This window comes from Sphingobium sp. SG1, assembly GCF_057063145.1.
Map to the genome: position 1 here is coordinate 230,764 of NZ_JBVVOJ010000001.1, position 21,180 is coordinate 251,943.

General features: G+C 55.7%; 17 protein-coding genes. 11 read left to right on the forward strand and 6 right to left on the reverse strand.

From position 1 onward, the window contains the following. Positions 1–25 precede the first annotated feature (25 nt). The 8 genes from AC0KVN_RS01310 to AC0KVN_RS01345 all read left to right on the forward strand — a co-directional run bounded on the left by AC0KVN_RS01310 (position 26) and on the right by AC0KVN_RS01345 (position 6,622). Positions 26–1,426, forward strand: a complete 1,401-nt coding sequence (locus AC0KVN_RS01310) for a hypothetical protein (RefSeq protein WP_483655339.1) — start codon at positions 26–28, stop codon at positions 1,424–1,426. Next, entirely contained in the window at positions 1,423–2,883 is a 1,461-nt protein-coding gene (locus AC0KVN_RS01315; RefSeq protein WP_483655340.1) for a vWA domain-containing protein, read from the forward strand. The genes AC0KVN_RS01310 and AC0KVN_RS01315 overlap by 4 nt, the downstream gene beginning before the upstream one ends. An 86-nt stretch (positions 2,884–2,969) precedes the next feature. Then, positions 2,970–3,566, forward strand: a complete 597-nt coding sequence (locus AC0KVN_RS01320) for an ATP-dependent Clp protease proteolytic subunit (protein WP_483655341.1) — start codon at positions 2,970–2,972, stop codon at positions 3,564–3,566. Positions 3,567–3,603: 37 nt separating this feature from the next. Further along, positions 3,604–4,023 carry a hypothetical protein gene (locus AC0KVN_RS01325; RefSeq protein WP_483655342.1) on the forward strand — a complete coding sequence of 140 codons (420 nt, stop codon included), beginning with the start codon at positions 3,604–3,606 and terminating at the stop codon, positions 4,021–4,023. 59 nt (positions 4,024–4,082) lie between these two features. Beyond that, a complete protein-coding gene (locus tag AC0KVN_RS01330) occupies positions 4,083–5,309 on the forward strand; it encodes a T4 RnlA family RNA ligase (RefSeq protein ID WP_483655343.1) in 1,227 nt (408 codons plus the stop codon). Next, entirely contained in the window at positions 5,306–5,938 is a 633-nt protein-coding gene (locus AC0KVN_RS01335; protein ID WP_483655344.1) for a hypothetical protein, read from the forward strand. Before AC0KVN_RS01330 ends, AC0KVN_RS01335 begins: the two co-directional genes overlap by 4 nt. A gap of 40 nt (positions 5,939–5,978) precedes the next feature. Beyond that, positions 5,979–6,308, forward strand: coding sequence for a GIY-YIG nuclease family protein (locus AC0KVN_RS01340; protein WP_483655345.1), 330 nt, complete (start codon positions 5,979–5,981; stop codon positions 6,306–6,308). Between the two features lie 62 nt (positions 6,309–6,370). Beyond that, entirely contained in the window at positions 6,371–6,622 is a 252-nt protein-coding gene (locus AC0KVN_RS01345) for a hypothetical protein (protein ID WP_483655346.1), read from the forward strand. Here the strand turns inward: AC0KVN_RS01345 and AC0KVN_RS01350 are convergent. From AC0KVN_RS01350 to AC0KVN_RS01375, 6 genes are all read right to left on the reverse strand, one after another. Continuing rightward, positions 6,613–7,839 carry a PAS domain-containing protein gene (locus AC0KVN_RS01350; RefSeq protein ID WP_483655347.1) on the reverse strand — a complete coding sequence of 409 codons (1,227 nt, stop codon included), beginning with the start codon at positions 7,837–7,839 and terminating at the stop codon, positions 6,613–6,615. The genes AC0KVN_RS01345 and AC0KVN_RS01350 overlap by 10 nt on opposite strands. Before the next feature lie 3 nt (positions 7,840–7,842). Further along, the gene (locus AC0KVN_RS01355; protein ID WP_483655348.1) at positions 7,843–8,076 is read right to left on the reverse strand and encodes a hypothetical protein; all 234 of its coding nucleotides are present in this window, start codon (positions 8,074–8,076) and stop codon (positions 7,843–7,845) included. A gap of 76 nt (positions 8,077–8,152) precedes the next feature. Further along, positions 8,153–8,497, reverse strand: coding sequence for a hypothetical protein (locus AC0KVN_RS01360; RefSeq protein WP_483655349.1), 345 nt, complete (start codon positions 8,495–8,497; stop codon positions 8,153–8,155). Positions 8,498–8,515: 18 nt separating this feature from the next. Continuing rightward, positions 8,516–9,361, reverse strand: a complete 846-nt coding sequence (locus tag AC0KVN_RS01365; protein ID WP_483655350.1) for a hypothetical protein — start codon at positions 9,359–9,361, stop codon at positions 8,516–8,518. Further along, positions 9,300–9,824: a hypothetical protein gene (locus tag AC0KVN_RS01370; RefSeq protein WP_483655351.1), complete on the reverse strand. Its 525-nt coding sequence runs from the start codon at positions 9,822–9,824 to the stop codon at positions 9,300–9,302. The genes AC0KVN_RS01365 and AC0KVN_RS01370 overlap by 62 nt, the downstream gene beginning before the upstream one ends. Positions 9,825–9,856: 32 nt before the next feature. Beyond that, entirely contained in the window at positions 9,857–10,657 is an 801-nt protein-coding gene (locus tag AC0KVN_RS01375) for a hypothetical protein (protein ID WP_483655352.1), read from the reverse strand. 153 nt (positions 10,658–10,810) lie between these two features. Here AC0KVN_RS01375 and AC0KVN_RS01380 point away from each other — a divergent pair, with 153 nt between their 5' ends. From AC0KVN_RS01380 to AC0KVN_RS01390, 3 genes are read left to right on the forward strand one after another with little or no spacing between them, the layout of a single operon-like run. Beyond that, on the forward strand, positions 10,811–11,446 hold the full coding sequence (locus AC0KVN_RS01380) for a hypothetical protein (protein ID WP_483655353.1): 636 nt from the start codon (positions 10,811–10,813) through the stop codon (positions 11,444–11,446). 36 nt (positions 11,447–11,482) lie between these two features. Beyond that, the gene (locus tag AC0KVN_RS01385) at positions 11,483–13,840 is read left to right on the forward strand and encodes an Ig domain-containing protein (protein WP_483655354.1); all 2,358 of its coding nucleotides are present in this window, start codon (positions 11,483–11,485) and stop codon (positions 13,838–13,840) included. Further along, positions 13,837–21,153: a cell envelope integrity protein TolA gene (locus AC0KVN_RS01390; protein ID WP_483655355.1), complete on the forward strand. Its 7,317-nt coding sequence runs from the start codon at positions 13,837–13,839 to the stop codon at positions 21,151–21,153. Before AC0KVN_RS01385 ends, AC0KVN_RS01390 begins: the two co-directional genes overlap by 4 nt. Positions 21,154–21,180: the final 27 nt, after the last annotated feature.

The following is a 21,180-nucleotide window of genomic DNA, read 5'->3' on the forward strand; positions in this document are numbered from 1 at the left end:
ATTGGATAACGCGGGAATTTGATGGATGGCGGCCCAGCCCCAAAAAGATAAGGTCGAGGATGGTAGCGTCCTAATCACGAAAATCCGGCCGTCGCAGATCGCCAGCATCACGCGCGCGCTGTGGTATCTGGAAGAATCCATTTATCTCTGGGGTCCTCCCGGTATCGGCAAGTCCGAACTGCTTGAGCAGCAGGCGACTGCGGCTGGCGTGGCCTATATCGACATTCGCCTAGCGACCAAAAATCCATCGCAGATCGCAGGTGTCCCCTATCCGGTTGAAGACCATGGCCAGACTTTGGCCAAATGGCAGGTCCCGGAGATTTTCCCGCGCGATATCAAGATCGATAACATCATCGATATCCGCGCCGCGCCGCGCAATATCGACTTCAGTACATTCAACCCTACGGGTAAGAATGGCATTCATTATGTGACCAAGCCGGATATCACGGTCACGTCGCTGGAGCCGGAGCTTACCGCGCGCATCATTTCCCAGACACCCGATAGCTTTGTCGTAGTTCTGGAGGACGAAACCGGTCGTGCAATGGCTGGTGCGGTCCGCTATCAGATCACTGGTGAAGCTCGGGCGCTGATGTGCCTTGATGAGCTTTCGTCGGCCAATCCGGCGGTTCAAGCCGCAGCATATTCCCTGACGCTCGATCGGCGCATGGACACCTATGTTGTTCCGATTGGGGTGAAAATCTGCGCAGCAGGTAATCGCGAGTTTGACAAGGGCGTCAACTACACGATGGTCATGCCTCTGCGCAACCGTTTCACCCATTATGAACTGGAAGTTAGCTGGGCCGATTGGGACAGTTATGCGCGCGGCGTGTCCCTGTATCCGTTCGTTGTCGATTTTCATCGCGAGACCGAGGGGAAATATCTCTTCGTCTTCGATCCTGAATCGGCGTCGATGAACTTCGCTTCGCCGCGCTCGTGGACGAAGCTATGCAAGTGGGAAGCTATCTTCGATGATCTGAAGATGTTCGACGAACATATCCGCATGGCTACATATGCTGGCTTGGTCGGGGATCAAATCGCGCGTATCTATGCCACGCATAAGACGTCAAAACAGCATCTTCCAAAGGCGGTAGATATTCTGTCAGGGAACATCACCACCGTTGAGGAAAAGCTGAGCGTTGCTGATCAGAAATATATCAGTAACAATGTCATTTGGATCATGCGGAAGCGGATGAATGAAATTCGCGCACTCAAGCTCAATGCATCCGATCCCCAATATGAAAACCTGATGGCTCTCTGGTATGAGGAGAGCGATCGAGCCATCCTGTTTTTCAAGGCGCACTTCAAGGCCGAAATTGTCGCGTCCATTGTTCGCACGTCATTCCGCAAATATCGCCTTCCTTTTGCTCCGAACAAGATGCCGCATTTCAAGCAATACATGGAAGATAATCCGCTGAACCTGACATGATGGGCCAAGGTGTAAAAGCAACCGAGGAGAGTTCGGACATCGTCGTTCGGGAGTTGAGCAACGCCCGGATGCAGTTGATTTACGCCTATCCGCTTTTGGGGGAGTTTGCGCTTTCTCTGGACTTGATTGTTCTGGACAGATCAAACTGGTGCCACACGGCTGCCACCGACACATTCGCCATCTATTTCAATCGCCAGTATGTCATATCGCTTTATCACGATGCTGGTAACGTCGTTACGCGGCACAATGGCCGAGAGCGATTGAAAGCGCTGATCGCGCACGAAATCTGGCATGTGATCCTCAACCATCTGATGCGTCGCGGAAACCGCGATAAGGACTATTGGTGGATGGCGATCGACTACGCCGCCAATGCACTGCTGGTAGAGGAGAAAATCGGCATTCTGCCTGATGGTGGTTTGGTTGATAAGCGTTTCCACTCGGACATGACCGCCGAGGAAATCTACGTGTATCTTCGCAGGAACAAGGCCCCGGTCAAACCGGCGCTCGATATGCATATCGAGCCGACCTCCGATGGTGATAGCAAATCGGTCGAGATCGACGGCTCGCCCGATGATAGTGCCGATGGATCGCCTGATGAAGATTCGCCGGGTGACCAGCAACTGGACGGCGAAGGCGCAGGTAGCGATGATGGAGCGTCTCCTGATGATTTCGGGGCCGGGGACGGAGAAATCCGCGTAGAAAGCGGCGATGACATGGACGGACCACCATCCCGGTCCATTGAACAATTTGAAAAGCGCGCTGATGCAATCAGAGACGCGGTTATCCGCGCATATCACGACGATCCGGGAAGTTTCCCGGCCGGGGTAGCGCGAACTGTGGAAAAGCTGGTGAAACCGATCATGGATTGGCGAAGGCTGATTTCCGCTACTCTTCGCAGCCCGCGCCCGGATGAATTTTCATATGATGTGCTCAGCGATTCCACATGGGCCAGTTGGTTTCACAACCGCCGTCACTGGAAACCCGGTAGCAAGTTCAGTAAGCATTTCTGTGCCATCATCCCTTCTCAGGTCGAGGCACAGAAGATCAAGGTGCTGCTGGCCTATGACATGTCGCAATCGGTTACGGCGCGCATGGTTCAGGAAAGCCTGTCCGAAATCAAGGGCGTGGCAACCAGTTTCCCTGACTATGAAATCCATGTCGTGTCATTTGATGTGGAGGTTCACAATCATGAAGTGTTCACTCCGGACAACATCAGTGATCTGACCAGTTTTCATAGCAAACGGATAAAAGGCGGTGGCGGAACCAACCCAACCTGCGTTGTCGATTTTGCTCGAAAGAACCGGATTTCAGTAGAGAAGCTGATCATGTTCACCGATGGTGAGATCGCCGATGGGCAATGGGGCGATCCCAATTTCGCCGAGACAATTTTCGTGATCAACAACAAACGTCAACGGAATATTCGCGCGCCATATGGGCGGACAGTCTATTACGAATAAAATTGAATTGGCTGGAATGCCGCTCCTAGAATGGGTCATCGGGTAAAGCCGACGATTTGATGACCCAATTTTAGGAAAAGATTTTAATGGCATTTGTTCCAATGGTACTCGAACAGGAAGGTCGCGGCGAGCGGTCGTATGACCTCTATTCGCGCATGCTCAAGGACCGCATCGTGTTCGTTAACGGCCCGGTCGATGACTATATGTCCCAGACGGTTGTGGCGCAGTTGCTCTATCTGGAGAGCGTGGACGCTGACGCCGACATCTACATGTATATCAACTCGCCCGGTGGCGTCGTGACCTCGGGTTACGCCATGATCGACACGATGAACTTCATCAAGCCGGACGTGCGCACGATCGCTCTCGGTCAGGCCTGCTCGATGGGCGCAATGCTGCTCACCTGCGGTGCCCCCGGCAAGCGCATGGCGCTGCCCAATACCCGCGTGATGTATCATCAGCCGTCGGGCGGCGCGCGCGGTATGGCATCCGACATCGAAATTCAGGCCCGCGAAATCCTGAAGATGAAGGCGAACCTCAACAATATCGTGGCCAATCGGACCGGTCAGCCGCTCGAAGTGATCGAGCAGATCATGGACCGTGACACGTTCATGTCGGCCGAAGAAACTCTGGTCTTCGGCGGCATCGATCGGGTCATCACCGACCGCGCCAGCATCGTCGACTGAGGAACTGGCCTCCGGGGAGACCCGGAGGCCTTTCTCTATGCTCAATCCACCCCTTGACGCCCGCCACGCCGATCTGGAGCGCGAGCAGCCGCTCACGGGCGCTGAAATGGTCGCTCACACGATAAGCTCGTCCGCAGCCGCACTGGAGCAGTATGCTGTCCTGATTGCGCCCCTGCGGGCTCTGGGACGCCGTCTGGGCTATGCCATCGCCGTTCATGGCTCGCTTGCCCGCGACATTGATCTCATCGCCATCCCGTGGACGCAGGATGCGGAAGAGGATGAAGTGCTAGTGGTGGCGATCGCCAACCTCGTGCGGGCGTTCAATGGTTTCGCAACCGTTCATGGCGGCGCTCATGATGAAAAGCCCCATGGTCGCCGGTCATGGGTCATCAGTCTCCCCGGTGGGACATATATTGATCTGTGTGTCATGCCACGTCGTGAGACATGTGAAGAATAATATGGAAAATCGATAAAGCGAACAAATACCTTCTCCCAAGTTGAGAGAAGGTATTTGATATGTTCCCTGTTGGTATTGGACTTGAAGAAGTAAAGTCGGTTGTAGAGGCGCACAATGCTGCGCTCGATTGCGAGGCATTCATCATTGCGGAGCGTGGCGAATACACGATCTTCAATTATCTTATCAGCTTCGATGGGACGTTCCCTGAATATACCGGTGATCCTGTTCGTGACCGCGAGATCGGCATTCTGCGTGAATGCCGTGGGCTGACTTTCCACACGAAGTCCGGCGTACTTGCTGCACGCAAATTTCATAAATTTTTCAACGTGAACCAGCGCGCAGAGACGCAGTCGCATGTCATCGACTGGACTCAGCCCCACATCATCATGGAGAAGCTAGACGGGTCGATGATCGCGCCTGTCGGCCATGGCAAGAGCCGTGAATGGCACACCAAGATGGGCGCGACTGATGTCGCCAAGCCGGTCGAGGAGTTTGTGGCAGCAAACCCTGTCTACAATGAGCTTGCCGATATGTGCTGCATCGCAGGCAAGACCCCACTCTTTGAATGGTGTTCGCGCCAGCAGCGGATCGTGATCGACTATCCGGTCGACCGCCTCGTGCTTCTGGCGATCCGCGACAATCACACCGGTGAATATGCGACGATCGAGCAAATGGGCGAAATTGCTTCGCTCTATGGCATCCCGACCGTGGGTATTGCCAAGACCTGCGTTTTCGATGTGGACCAGTTTATGGCCCACACGCGCGCGCTCAAGGGGCAGGAAGGCTATGTGATCAAGTTCGATAGCGGTTTGATGGTGAAGATGAAGGCGGAGGAATATTGTCTCCAGCATAACGCCAAGGAGGCTCTGGAGCTTGAGAAGAACGTCTGGGCGCTGATCCTTTCGGACGTTCTCGATGACCAGATGGCACTGATGACGCCGGATGATCGGGCGAACGTGTCGGCGTTCGTCGAAGCGTTTGAAAAGGAGGTTATTCGCACTTCAAAGGAAATCCGGGTGATGCACGATCTCCTGCTCATCGGCCTGACCATGGACGATGAACGTGAGCGCAAGAAGCAGTTTGCGCTCAAGGTGGAGCAAGCGTCGCTCGCCCACCATAGCCACAAGGGACTGCTGTTCGCGACTTTCAACGGCCGTGACACTGCTGCTGAAATCCGCAAGGTGTTGGCAAAATCCTGTGGCTCGGCAACGTCGGTAGAGGATGCCCGGCCGCTGGTTGGCGGCGTCCGCTGGGCCGACTACCGCTATGGGGTAGCAGGCGCATGAGGCCCAAGTTCATCACTTTCACTGGCCTCGACGCCCGGACCGATATGGACCGGGTTGTCGAGATCAGCCGAGCCTATCCAGTGGAATGGGGCGTCCTGTTCTCACCCAAGAGGCAGGGATGGGACCCCCGATATCCAGACTTGGACCTCGTGCATGTCCTCAAGCGAGAATATGCCGATAGCTTGTCTCTGTCGGCTCATCTGTGCGGACGATATGCCGCGCGTGTGCAGGGTAGTCTTCCGGTCAAGCTGGACCTCAAGGGTTTCCGTCGTGCGCAGATCAATTGCACCATCCCTGACGTCGACCGTATCACCGAATGGTCGCATAAGGCTGGGTTGCGCGCGATCGCGCAATGGCGAACGCTGCGCTTCCCGGAGGAGGACAGCATCGACTGGCTCTATGACCGCTCCGGTGGAACCGGTGAAGTCCCCAAATCTTGGCCCATTCATCCTGAAGATGGCCGCATGGTTGGCTACGCGGGTGGGATGGGGCCGGACAATGCTGGTGAACTGGTAGAGGCGATTAAGTGTCGGCACGATTACTGGATCGACATGGAAACTAAGGTAAGGACTAATGACTGGTTGGACCTTGACAAATGCGAAGCGGTCTGCCGGTCAATTTTCGATTAAGATATGGAATGTCGCTTGAAGTGTTTTCTACACTGTTGAAGTGAAAACAGAAAACACTTTTATTTACGTTATTGGGTATGATGAAGAAGGTCCGGTAAAGATCGGTATCAGCACCAAGCCGGAACGCCGGTTGAAGCAGTTGCAGACCGGGCAGGACAAGGTCCTGCGGCTTCATCATACCGAAAGCACTTCGAGCGGCTTTCCAAAATTTCTGGAGCAATTCGTCCATTCGCAGGTCAACCATCGACGCCTGAAGGGGGAATGGTTTGATCTCAGCGTCGCCGATGCGATTGCGGAAGTGAAATTCGCAATCATGACATGGGAGGACGATCCTCTGCTCAAGATGCGGGTGAGGGAAAAGAGACGTTGACCCCCTCGCCGCCCCCTTCTAAAATATGCACCATGACGCAGTGAATGCGTGAGTGAGGTCGCATGATTATCAAACTGGCGGATGGTAGTACCGTTGAGCGAGGCGCATACTTCGTGAAATTTTCCTCCGATCTTGAGACCTACCATGAAGGTGAGGTTGTCGAGACGGACGGGCGACATATTATGGTCGACTTCGGCAATTTTATTGCCCGGTTCGAACGTTCCTGCGTGAATTACTATATGCAGGCCGAACATATGGTCCGGGAGTTTTTCAGCAGTCCGTCACATGGCGAGATTGTCACCGATTATCGCTGAGATTTGGTGACACGCCCAGTGCGGATATATTCAATAATGGTTCCGTCGGCATCGGTGACTAGGCTATCGACCCATTCCTGATACACGACTTTATTCCCTTGCTGAAATTGGATGCTCAGAGCCCGCTCGGGTGCATCCAATTTCAGACTTCTCAGATGCATAACGGCAGGTTCATACTCAGCCGCCGGAATGAGATCGCGCAGAGCCATGGTAGGCACCTGCGCCTTGTCGTAGCCATATTCGGCGCAGAATGCCGAGTTTGCGTAGATGACATTGAAATTGCGATCGAGGTGGCAGACCAGTGGCATATGGGGCCGACCAACGCGCGCCGACCGCAGCGAATAATCCTGACCAAAGCATCGAATGATATCGTCGACCGATCTGGTATCGAGCGCGTGGTTGCCATGCTCCATCGTGACGACGCAGACATTCTGTCCAGCCCAGTCCAGATGGGTCAGTGTGACGCGTGCGCCTACCGTAGAGCTGTCCCGGCACAGCAGGGTGGTGTCGAACTGCGCGTCGATGAATTCGCGGCTGTTGGCCCGGAAAAGGCTTAGTTCGCCATGATCGATCACCGCCCCCAGAGGCAGGGATACGATTTCGTCAGGTGCATAACCAAGCAACACCGACAATGCCGGGTTGGCTGCAATGATGTGGTCCTGAGCTACGATCAGGACGCCTTCAAGGCCCGCCTGAAGCAGGTTCCTGATACCATTGCTCTCGCCCATGAGTTGGGGGCGAATGATCAGCAAATAGGTGATAGTGGCGTCTGAACGATCAAGGCGCGCCAGATTCACCGATGCCGGGAAGGTCTGGCCGTCAGCGCGCTGACCAGTGATCTGGACATCATTGGCTGCAAGGCTCGCCCAGAAATCTCCGCCGCCATTGTTGACGCTCAGGAGTTTTTTGATCTGCACGGGCTTGTGGCCGACCGACTGGAGAAACAGTTTCTCGGCTGCCGGGTTCATGGAGAGCACGGTGCCCGCGTCGGTGCATACCAGCAGGCCGTCGTTCAATATCCCGGCGGTCAATTCGATCTGGCGCAGGCTGTCGTCCAACTCTGATCGCAACAGATAGGTGACATCCTCTGCCGCCGAAGTGGCTTCGCGCACGGCATCGAGCAGCACGCTCTGACTGGTGAGCATCCGCTCTTCCATCACTCGTTCTTTTTCGCGGAGATCGGCTTTTTTGCGCTTGCGATTAATTGACCAACCCATGGATCACCTCGTCAACTTGGCTCTGATCTCAGCAAGAACAATTCTCAACTGAGTGAATGCGTCCGTTAAAGTGGTGTTTCCCTTCTGGTAGTCGTCTATGATCTTCTCGATTTTGTCGTCCTTGCGCTTGATCTCATCGAGCAGCCTTTTGCGCTCGAACCAGAAGAAAGCGACGATCCCCATGAGAAGCAAAATGACCACTTGCGGGCCGCCGCCCGCAAGCAACTGAGGGATCATATGCGTAATGATTTGGCTAACGTTCACGAGACACCTCAGTATGTCCCGTATTTATGAAAAACGGTGGAAAAGCCTGTTATTCGACCGTGATCTGCCTGCCATTATGGCAGATCATGGTGAAAAATTTCAGGTCCGCTTCATTGTCGAACAGGAAGCGAAAACCGACGCATTTTTCGAAGCGCTTTTTCATTTTTTCCGACTGTGAATGCAGCACCACATGCCCAAACAGGCGGAACCGAATGCTTTGCTCGATCAGCCAGTCCCGCACAAAACGCATTTCCTCGACGGTGTTGAGGACGAGGATGCTGCTATGCTCCTCGGGCTTGACGGTCTCGCGCGTATGAAGAGGGAATTCCGCAGTGGGGTCTTTTATTGCGGTTTGGACCATCCCCCAAGTGAAAGGAACGTCAACTGTATACATGCGACCGGCATCCTTCGATCAAATCTCTTTCAGCAAAATCAAGCGATCGTCGTTGCAATGCGACAGGACAGTACATTCGCCCAGAATTGCGACATTCCATCCCTCACCCAAACCGACAACCAGCTTACGGCACTTCCTCAAATCATCTGGCTCCATCGAAATAGGAGCCTCATCAAGGTTGTGTTCAGCAATGATATCTTCGTCTCCAACTCCGATAACTTCAAATTCCATGAGCGAGAACCCGTCATGCAGAACGAGGTTACCGCGATTTTCCTTTATATCGGAGAGAGTTGAATTTCGCAACATGGTAGCAGCGCTATCAATTCGTGCGCGCAGCTTCGCGATATCTTTGCGCAGGCTCTTCATCCGAGCCTTGCGGTTGACGGCCGCGCGCTCCGAATTGGCTTTGGTCGATTTCTTCAGAGCCGCCCGCAGCGCGTCGACGGTGAGAGGGTGGATACCATCGGTTCCAAATACGCTCATGCGCCATTCGTCGATGTTGGAAAGGAATGAAATTTCCTCAGTCAGATCGAACACGGTTTCGGGAAGCTCGTCGTTCCGCATGATCTCGACAAAGACCACGTAATAGCCTTTTTGGTCCGGTGCCGGGCTGACTTCCGCATCCAGAATTTTACAGGCCGATTTTTGGATGAAGCGATTGAGGTCCTGTGCGGCATCGATGTCGTGGACATAATATCCGATCACGATCGCGTCATCATCGATCTTGGACTCATATTCATCGATCGACACGACCGATCGCATGAGATCGTTGAGATCGCCCGCCCACATGCCTTCGGTCAGATTAGAAATTGATCGCATCATCGCCTCCCTGCGGTGCAGCCGCTGGATCGGTCGGAGCGGCATTTGGATCACCGCCGTCGGTCTGGAATGCGGTCTCATCGTTCATGCCGCTATCCTGCGCATCCTGAACGTCCTCGACGTCGATATCTTCGTCATAGAAATCCAGTTCGGCCGCATTCATGTCGGACACGAGGCGACGCGGAATCGTGATAGTGACTTCCCAGTGAGTGGGCTTCTGATCCTCACCATCAGGTGTGGTGCTCACGTCAGACACGGTGACCTTTTCGAACTCGACGAGAATATTCTGCTTCAGCAGGCGGCGAGCGCCTTTGGGATCGGGCATCTTCTTCAAAGGGTAGCGAAGGGTCATCGCCAGCCAGTATCGATGGACTTTGGGACCATCCACGACTTCCCCGGTGAACCAGTTTTTGAAAACATACAGGTCGAGCGAATCCAGCACATCTTCCATTTGCAGGAGGATGTCCAACAGATGTGGGGATTCTTCAAATCGTGTCAGGTCAAGCATGCTTATATTTAGCTTGACCCGACATTAGGCCATTATCGGAGTCTATGCCTACGTTCCGACTGGAGGAGCATTCGCCGCCGCCGTGACAGGTTGAACTCCATACTGCCTATATCTGAGGCCGCGACGTCAATGCCTTCGGCGACAGCCGCTTGAAGCTCGGATTCGAAATGCTCGATTTCTTCTCGAACATCATCGCTCAGATAGGACAGCGCCGGAGGAAGACCCGCATCACCCTGCGATGTATCTGTCTCCGCTACTTCGACCGGCGCAGGCTCCGGATCGGCAATGGTAGGTGTGATTGTCTCTGCTGCCACCTTATCGGCTTTAGGCTTCTTTGCACTCTTGGGTGCGGGAGCCAACCCCTTGTCCTCATCCTGAATGAGATCGGGTATCACGATGTTGACCAGCGGGATGGATTTGACCGTTCGGCTCTTCCTCGGAGCAGCTTTGTCGGTTGGCTTTTTGGCTTTGGGTTTTGGTGTTTTTGCTTCCACCGCCGGGCTTTTTGTGGTCCGTCCTTTTTTGAACGAGACTGACGCATTGGGGCGAATTTCGGGTATGTCACTCCCGGATGGTTTCAGCACGAGCGCGTCTGAGTCATTCAACGTCACGGCGATCGCGCTACCACTTTTGAGTAGAGCCGCCGCCGTATCGCTGATCGTCACGACCAGATTATTACCAGTTAGCGCGATGACATCGTCTGATGCGCTGCCATGTTCCATCGGTGTTAGCTCAATACCATCTTCGGTTTCCTTCACTTTCATGAAGGCGGGTGTTCGCCCATCGAGTAAATTCTCGCGAGTGGCTTTGTTCAGCGTAACGTAATGGGGCATCACCTGTCCGTGGTTAGGGGAGCGTATGCGTGTGCCTTATATGCCGATACCTCCATTTATGCAAACTTTTAGCGATCGAGTGCATTTTGACTCTTTCATAACTTCATAAATTGGAGTATGCCACCGAGTTATCTCATAGAGGAGATTTGAGAAATGGCAGCAAAACGCCCATCGGCCGGGAAACGGCCATCGATTGACCTGTCCGGTCTGGAACTGATCGCCCAACTCGACGCTGTGCAAAAGCAGATCGAAGCCGCTCGCGAAGTAGCGGTGAGCGACATCGAAGCCGCGCTGTTCGCGCCCTTCTGGGACGAAATGCACGAGGATGGCGTGCATGAGCTTCGGAGCGTCGATGCCGTCGATGGTGAGGCCTCCGGCGTCATCAGTTTCAACCGCAAGAAATCCAACGTCGCCCTCAAGCCGCCGGAGATCAAGAAGCTCTCGGCCGCGAAGATCGCCCTTCCCGCTCCGTCCGGTCCGCGCTTTGCGATCAACGGGGAATATGCGGACAATGAGCGCATTCTCCTCAAACTGGCCGATCTGATCGAGAAGGCCATCCTTGAAGGCGTCGACCTCCCGGAAGATTTCATCGTCTCGTGTGATCAGAAGATCACCGTCACGGAGCAGACCGTCATGGATGTCCTGTCGAAGGATTATCAGACGGCCTATGGACTTCTTCCCGCCATCGGCAAGGTCAGCATCTCCAAGACGGTTCTTCCGGACAAAATGACGATCGACAAGGCGATCAAGGCGATCACCCCCAAGCTGAAGGAAGTCGCTGCGGCCTGAATTTGAGATCATCTCGCCCGCCTAAATAGAGGCGAGATGATAAAGTTCAGTCCACGCTGGGATACCGATCCCATCCTCGATGATGCCACTGAGGGCGATGCCGTGAACATCGCCCTCGCGGCGACCAACTTCGCAACTGTCATGGTCCCGGCAGGTCAGGCCCAGCTTGATCTTGGACTTGATGCTTCAAGCGTCACGCAGGTGCATTTCAATGGTGATGATCGCGGCTTCTCCGGCGGCGCAAATGTGCTGTTCTTCACCGCTCTCGCCACAGACACTGTTCTGGAAATTTGGGCTTCTACTCCGATCACCTACTCAGTGATCAGTGGTAAGCTTCCTAAAGGCGTGTCCATGACGCCGTTGGGGATAATTTCTGGCGTCCCCAATTCGATCAAAGACCCCGCCGGGGAAAACTACACATTCACGGTCCGCGCAACCAACGGCCGACTGGTCAAGGATCGCACCTTCAGCCTGATCGTTTACCCGATCCCGCAAGTTGCATCATGGAACCTCGCCGGTCTTCCCCTCCCCGTTCTCGATGCTACTGCATCGACGGCCGCCTATCACCCTCTTGGTGATGTGCGTCGCGGCGACGCCTTTGCATTCACGATCGACGTGTCCCACCCCGATGGGGAAGAGGTCAGCATCTCGATCGACAACATCACGACCATCATTCCGGCGGCCAACCACTTTAATGGGAAGCTGCCTGAAGGACTTGCGGTATTGGGGAACAGTATCGAGGGCGTGGTCCTTCCTTCGACGCCGCCGGGCAAATATTTCTTCAATCTCGCGGCATTGGGATCGAATAATTTCGTCCCCTGCATGATCGAGGTGATGACCTCGCGGGTGTCGACGTTCAAGCGCCCTGTAAAAATGCAGTGGATCACGTCGGAAGGGCTGCTCGGTTCCCTCATGGAAACCGATGTCTGCACGCTCTCGGTGGCGGCACGAGACCCCAATGGCGGGAACGTCATCTACTCCCTCCTGCCGGGGACAGGCGACCTGCCGCCGGGGTTGGTGCTCAATTCGCAGACAGGTGATGTCGAAGGGCAGGTATCCTATGTCGATGCCGACACGGTCTATGAATTCAAGGTTCGTGCTTCGAGCGGGACGATTTTTGCCGATCGCACATTCAGCATTGAAGTGCGCGATTTCTATAATGTGGTGAACGTCGCCACGGTCAAACTCAAATTCCAAGGCCGCGCAAAGCGTGACCTGATGAAGGGCTATGAAGCTCTCATTCCGGCCGACTGGATTTACCGGGCCGATGATCCGTTCTTCGGTATCGTCGATGAGCCATTCATCCATATTGCTCGCGGTATTTTCCCTGACGCAACTCTCTCCAATCTCGATTATCGAAACAACATCGCCTCGCGCCTTGGGCCGCACAAGATCGCCTATGCGCGCAATGAAGCAGGCGAGGTGATCTATGAGGTTCTCTATCGCCAGATCATCGATCCGATGGATGAAGACCCCTTCGGGACCGACTATCGCCCCTATGGTCTCACGATCGATTACCGGCATGCAAAAGAAGCCCTCCAGATTCACCCGATGTCGATCTGGAATATGCGGTATGACCTCATAGCCGATTACGGGAATGGTTATGACGATATCATGCCGCTCTGGATGTCCTCCATACAGGACACCGCGCCCCTCGGCTTCATAACGGCCGTAGCAGTAGCCTATCTCAAGCCCGGCAACGGGAAGGGAATGCTGGACTTGATCGCGGCAGATACCACTCTGCCCCGTGACGGATATAGCGTCCCCTTCGATCGCGTGCTGGTGAGCCGGATCGGCGCTGCGCGTCTGCGGTTCGATGTGGACCAGCCGCGCTATATTCCCTTCTATGTAGCGGCAAATCAGAACAGCATCACAACGGCCCGCTGGACCGGTCTGGTGAGCGAAGCTTTTGCCTTGCGCCTCACGACCATCACTGAGGTAGTTGATGGACCCTCGATCACGGTCCCGGATGGCGACCTATCGGCCATCGATATGTCTCGGGTCGATCTCAACGCCGAATATGGTGTGATGACTATACCAACCGAGCCTTTCGCGCGGATGATCTACCTGCTGGTTGTTGGTCAGCCGCAATCGGAACCGCGCGCGAACAATGCGCCGATCGGCACCAATCTTGTGCTTGGTCCGTTCGTCGCCGGGATGACCAAGTTGGTCATCGACAATGTCGAATTGCCCCCGGCCCAATATGTTCGCAAGCCCGATCAGGGGATAGTCCAGAAGACGAGTAATTTCGTCGCTGGAACAGAAATTCGTATCGAAATGTCAGAAACCACGTTCGATGCTGACAACATTGATGGCGAAACCAAGTTCGACAACAGAACAACGGAGATTGGTAAGTATATCAAACTAGCGGATGACTTCAAAAAGCCGATATGAGTATCGATCAGGGCTCAGCCATTTCATATAGCGCGAATTATCCTATTCCCGGCCTCGATCAGGGGTCGCAAGGTTTTCGTAACAATTTTGCCATCATCAAGAAAGCGATTGAGCGACTTCAACTCGCCGAGAGCACCGATGACAGCATTTTTGCGATCGAAACTCTTCAGGATGAATATGGCGCGATCGCGTATGACGTAAAGTTCCGCAACAATGCCTTCAAGCTGCCGACGGGTAACCCCGATGGCACAGCCGAAGCCGGTATGGTCCGGTATCAGAACGGCATCATGCAGGTTCACAATGGCACCAGTTGGGGTGTCGTCAGTGGCCCTTCTCTCGCCGATATTATTGCCGCCCTGACCGGTGACGATAGCTGGCAGGCTAATCACGGCGACATGCCCGGCGGGGACCTGCATGCTGTCGCCACACAGACGACCGCAGGCTTCATGTCTGCGCCCGATAAGGTCAAGCTGGATGCCCTTCGTCTTGGTTTCGGCCGCGCCGTCTTCCGCAGTGATCACGGCATCGTTGTGTCCGAAGCGACAGAGCTTGAGAGTGATCTCAAGATGCGCGCTGTTGCGCCGCTCTTTTTCGAAAAAACCGGCGAAGAGGTCAGTCTCAATTTCGACATGACCGCAGCAGCCCATGGGCAGCTTCCCGGCGGTGATTTGCATGCTCTGGCAGTAGCAAATGGCGCGGCCGGTTTCATTTCCGGTAGCGACAAAGCCAAGCTGGATGCGCTGATCACGACGGTCGCGACGAACCTGAAGAACGGCTACATGAGCAAGGAGGACAAGGCCAAGCTGGACGGGCTGGCGATGTCCTTCAGCCAGATTGATGTCAACAATGGCCCGATCTTGCCTCCCGCAAATGGCGCGCTGGCAATCGAAGGCGCGAACGGCATCTATGTTTCGGCCGTGCCCGGCCAGCATAAGCTGCTCATCAGCCTTGGCTCCATCGGCGGCCTTCCCATCGACCAGCTTGCCGGGACACTGGCGAACTTCAATCTTCGCAACGATCGCCTCAAGACGCCGATCGATCCGGTATCGTTTGCCCCGAACAATAAGGCGATCACGCATACCACCACGCAAAATGGCTCGGTCAATATCAAGGTCGAGTGGAACTGGTATGGCGACGAGAATGAGATCGATGGTTTCGCCATCTATACCTACCAGTCATCTGGATCGACGCCTTACACGTTCGCAATGGACGCGCGCAATGAGACCTATGCGAGCGTCCCGGCATCGTCGCGCTCATTCCTGCTGCTCGGTATGCCGCCAGAGCGCTTCTACACTTTCTACGTGCAGGCCTATCGCCGGGTCGATCCTGACATTGATCCAGATGGTTTGATCACCAGCACAGCCGTCAAGAGTCTGGCCTCGAAGGAGAACCCCTATCGTCCTGCCGAAAAGGCGGTGTTCAACGGTGATATTGGTGGTTCGGTTGGTGGCAAGACCGTTGGTGAACTGCTGCAATCGATCGCCGTAGCAGGGAGTTCGGCATCATGGGCCGACGTCACTGGCTCGGGTCGCCCGCAGGATTTTGCCGACGTAACCGCCAATAGCACGGCGAAGAATACTCTGAACGTCGGCACCAAGACTGCTGCTGAAGTGATCGGCACCCTTGGGACGCTGACCAGCAATATTGGCGAGCTTCGCAACCTCATCACGCAGATGGAGGCGGACCCTGAAACGGCTGCCGCCGCATCAAAGGCCTATGCCGAAGCCGCACAGCTTGCCCGCGATCTGGCCAACGCCGCCCGCGACGCCGCGCAGGCGGCGAATATGGCAGCGGATGACGCCTATAACCGCATTTTCGTAATTCAGGGTCAGGTCGAACAGGACCGCACGACAGCGGTCGCAGCCCGAAGCGCTGCCATGTTGGCGCAGGATGCAGCAGTTGCCGCAGCGCTTGAGGCCGCAGACCGATCGGAAAAGGCTGGCAACTCGGCGACGGCCGCATCGGGTTCTGCTGAACTGTCTCAGAGCTACGCCGATGAGTCCGGGTCCAATGCAACGGCAGCGCAAGCATCGAACCTCATGGCGTTTACGACGGTTTCGGAAACCCGACCGTTTGACTTTACGCAGGACGCGCTTTTTTGGTCCGGTATGACGACTGCCGCGCAAGGGGCAAGTTTTCAGGATGTCTATGACGTAGGCCGCACATATCGTCAGCGCTGGAACAATGGCGCGGCATGGTTGGCTCCGATCAAGAGCGTAACGACGATGGTAGGCCGCAGATACCGCGCCACCGTTCGCGTTCGATATTTGAATGATGCCGTTGACAAGGCATCGCAGATGATCCGCTTCCGCGCGTTCGGCCAGAAAATGGACGGGACGTTCGAGGAAGCTGGCACGACGATGTTGTCCGCAATCGAAAACGTCCCCAGTGGCGGCCTGTTCTATACTGCGGATGGCTGGCGTGATTACGCCATCGAGTTCACCCCGGACTCTGCATTCCAGAATTTATTCCCTCGGTTCAACATCCGCTTCTGCTGGAACGACAGCACGACGCTCGGCAACGCGCAGATCGAAATCCTCACCTATCGTCTTGAGGACGTCACGGAGAGCAACAAGGCCGAAGTCAATGCCGCTGCGGCAGTTCGGGAAGCCAGTGCGGCTTTTGCCTCTCAGACGGCCGCTGAGCAGCACGCACAGGCGTCCAAAGAGTCAGCGGTCACCGCGAGCACGGCGGCTGGTGATGCGCGCTCATATCGTTTGGAAGCGGCCGAAAGTGCCAACACGGCCACCGGCGCGAAGAATACAGCGGTCCAGCAGGCTGGTGTGGCAACGAACGCCGCGCAGGATTCCCAGAATTACAGCAATTCGGCTGCCGCGCAGGCATTCAAGTCCACCTCCGAGGCTAATCGTGCGGAGACCTCTGCGACGTCGGCGATTGAATCTGCTGCCACTGCTGAGAGCAAGGCGCTGGAGTCCGAAAATCATAGCATCGCCGCATCTGGACATGCGCAGACGGCGTCGACCAAGGCATCCGAAGCAGGAACGAGCGCTGAAGCAGCCGAAGAGTCCCGTGTTCAGGCAGCCAGTCGCGCCAATGACGCCTTGACGTCATCACAGGCGGCGAGTGGGTTTGCCCAGACGGCTTCGACCTTTGCAAGTGATGCTGAGACCGCCGCAGCTTCGGCGATCGCCATTGGCACGCAGGTTCAAAGCGCATTTGAGGGCGCGACCCAAGCCGCACAGGCTGCGACCGAACGCTCGCAGGCTTCGGCTACAAAGGCGACCGAGGCGGAGCAGAGTGCATCGGCAGCAGAACGAGCCAATGTCACGGCAAAGCTGGTTGCCGCGTCCATGCTGCCCTTCGACTTTTCGGCTGATGGCCGTTTTTGGGGCGTCAATGTCGTAGGCACTCCTGAAACACGCTCAAACAACCCTCCTCTTGGAACCTATGTCACGGTGTCTGGGGTCGGGAAGGTTTTCCAGACGCTCCAGTCCTTTGGGCGGATTGCTCCGGTTGGCGTGTTCAACGTCGAGCCAAACCGCATTTATCGCATCGAAGCGGTCCTGCGCGCCACCACTACGTCGCTCATCGATAGCACGACGCAACTTTATGTTTCTGGCCTGACCGTCGACTATCTGAAGGAAACGTCCTCGGTCAACATCGATGGCCGGACCCCTATGGTGGTCGAGGACGGTTGGGTCACCCTCACCGGCACCGTGACCAGCGAACAGCTTTCCGGTGGCGTCTACGCGCGCCCTGTCGTCTCCTACAATGGCACCAGAGGCAATCACACGATCCAGATCAGAACGATCCGGGTCATCGACGTCACTGAACAGAAGAACGCCGAAGCATCTGTCATTGCGTCGGCCCAGAACGCCACCAACGCTGCCGCATCAAAGAACGAAGCGGGCGAGTTCGCCAATGTCGCACAGGAAGCCTCCACGCTTGCTGCCACATCAGCCGGTCAAGCCGAAACCTCGCGCATTGAAGCAGCGGCATCATCCGCGACCGCAGAAGGCTTCTCGAACCAGTCGGCGATAAGCCAGCGTGCGGCAGCCGAAAGCGCCAACGCGGCCGGTCGGTCCGCAACGGCCGCGAGTGGCTTTGTCCAGAGTGCTGAGACATTCGCCTCTGATGCCAAGATCGCGTCTGCTGCATCAATTGCATCGGAAGTCGTTGCATCGACGACAGCGGCGGCCCTGTTCCCCTCTGGTTTCACGCAGGATGGCAAATTCTGGACGCTGTATAAGGGGACGGCAACCTATCAGGACGTCTTGCAGACCGGGCGCACGATGCGCGTGTCGGGCTACACCGGCCCAAACTGGGTTGCGCCATTCTCAACGCTACCGCTTCAGACTGGTCGTCGATACCGCGCAACGGTTCGTGCTCGTTATTTCTCCAACGGCACCTATCCTGCGATGCAGGGCGTTACGCTCAAGCCGATTACGACATATCCCGATAACACCAATGCACTGACCCTCTATGACAATAAGTTTGGGGTTCAGACAGCGGTCCTGAATGCAACCAATAGCTGGAAGACTTTCAGCGTCGATTTCGCTCTGACCGGGACTGCCGCGACCGCCCAAATTCGTTTCAACTTCAACGAAGGCGTGGCCAACACTGGCAATGGCGTTATCGAAATTCTATACTTTAAGGTCGAGGACGTCACCGATAGTGCGGCGGCGCAGGGTTCGGCTGAAGCTGCGGCGGTCAGTTCGTCGACGGCAAAGGTCTACAGCGACTCTGCTGGTCAATATGCGGAGTCGGCCAATCGATCGGCGACGTCCGCTGCAACCAGTTCGCAGCAGTCGCAGGATGCCAGTAACGCGGCAAAGACCTTTGCCAGTGAAGCCGATACCTATCGGGAGGAAGCGTCTCGCTCTGCCAGCAACGCCTATTCGTCGCAGAGCATTGCGATCCTCGAATCCGGTGCAGCAGCCGCAGCGGCGACGTCAGCAGGTGAAGCAGCCCAAGCCTCGATCGCTAACAAGGACTTGGCTTTCAGCTATGCTGACGAGGCTCGCCAATATTCTGAAGCATCCAGCCAATCTGCGACTGCCGCATCGGTTTCCGAAGGCAATGCGCAAACCTATGCCAGCACAACGCAGCAGCAGATGTCGCGTGCTGAGCAGGCCGCAGACGCCGCAGCCGCAAGCGCGGCCGAAGCCAGTTCCTCGACCACTGTTGAAGCTGGTGTGGGTCTCAACTCACTGGTGCGCAACTCCGTGTTTACGCAGTTCACCAAGCAGGAACCGGAAGAGCCGGTCGACCCCGAAGCACCGGCAGCGCCTGACGTGTATCTGCCTACCGGTTGGGATTATGTCGGCACCAGCCCCATCTCCCGCACGGAAGGCGAAATAGGCGTTGGGAACAGCCTCACCATGGTGGGCGACGCTGGCGAGATCAACAATGTCAGCCAGATGGTCTCGGCTGGTAAGACGGGCTCCATCATCCCCAACGCTTGGTATGTTTTGGAGGCGGATGTTCGTCTCGTTGCAGGCACGCTGCGTGGCGCGGGTGTCGTGTTCCGGTCGATCACGGTTGAGAACGATCCCATCACGGACTACCCGATGACATTCTCGATCGACGTTGACAATGGCGAAGAGCCGCGTGGCGACGGCGTGGTCGATACCACCTATCGTTTCCGTAAACTGGTTCAGATTACCGATCCCAGCGTCAGCAAGGGCAAGCTGTTTGCAATCACGCATGATCCTGCTCTGGGTGACGTTGCGACCGCCAATGAGATCACATGGTTCAAATGCTCGATCCGCCCGGCTGCCAATCAGGAAATCACTTCCGGGAATGTCGGAACCGATATTGAGGAACTGCGTGCGATCGTAAACACGCAGGCGGGCGCGTTGGCATCAATGGCGGGTAAGTCTGCTGCCTACTGGACCACCGACGTTAATTCCGGATCGGGCGCGAATGCGTTCATTTCGGCGCGCGCAGAAACGACTACGCCCGCCTCTACCCCGCTCACATTGTTGCGGGAGGCTAATCTGGCCTTCAACAACCGCACAGTCACCAAGACCGGCGGCGCTGAAGCTACATGGGATGCGTCGACCTACTCACTGGAGACTTATACCGGTGTGGCCTATGCGTCATTCTCGGCTTCCAATCTCGCAGGGAAGGTCGTGGTAGGCCTGTCCACCACTCCTACGCCCGAAATCGATTACTCCAAGATCAATTACGGGATTTTCTGCGACGCCGGAACCGTTCGCGTTGTCGAAAGCGGCGTGACGATCGGGTCCTATGGTTCATATACGGCCGTCGACGTATTCTCGATCCATTATAATGGGACAACGGTTGTCTATGCCAAGAATGGCGTGGCAATCCGCAACACGATCGGCCAACCCGCCGGGCTGACGCTTTCGCTCGATATGTCGCTGGGGACAATGGGGGCCATTGCTGCCAATCTGGTTTTTGGGTCGGTCGCCCCTACCACCACTTCAAACGTCTCGTTCGGCGCGAGTGAGGTCCACATCCTCAACTCGATCGGTGGCGAATGGAAGAAGGCGCTGAGCATTGTTGGCGGCGAGGTCAAGGTCGATGGTCGTATCACGGCCGGTCAGCTTATGGTCACCGGCGGCGACACGGCGGATAACCGCCTGCCATCGGGTCTCTATGTCGGCACAACCGGCAAAACCCTGAACAATATCGGGACGACTGCCGACGCAGCCTATTCCGGGACGATCAAATATCGCACGGCTGGCGCACCGACGAACGCGCCGCAGCCTACCGGGATCACGGTGACGCCGAACTCCAACGGTTCGCTGAATATTCGTCTCGAATGGGCCGCATATACACAAGGCGCAATTGAGGCAGACTGGCTGGTCGTATTCTGGCGCAAGGACGGTTTGGCCCCGACGGTCAACGATGCGTCTTACTCCTTCACGGTGAACAAGACGCTATCGTCGTATCATATTTTCGAGGGCGTGAACCCGGCCGACACCTACAGCTTTGGTCTCGCCGCTGCACGGAAGTCTGAAACCGGTCTTGAGGTCGGGATCATCGTTTCGCCTACCACCACGCCGCTGTGGCGCGGCATCGGCAACCTGACGCCGAATTACACCGCGAACATCAATGGCGTGATTGCCGCAGACATCAGCACCGCGACGGTTAATTTCAACACCCGAAATGACCGCAATGGCGATCCGATAATTAGTCCGACCTTTACTCCTGAAGAAGATGTCGATCATACATTAAATACTGACGGCAGTTGCAACATTTCAGTAGAATGGGGTTGGGAAGGTGACAACGAGGACATCGACGGTTTCGTTGTAACTGTTCGAAGAGGAAAATCCGATACTGGCCGTTCAGTCAGCTATGTTGGAAACGGACTATTTTTTTAGAGGTTATTTGATGCCAATTCAATCGAT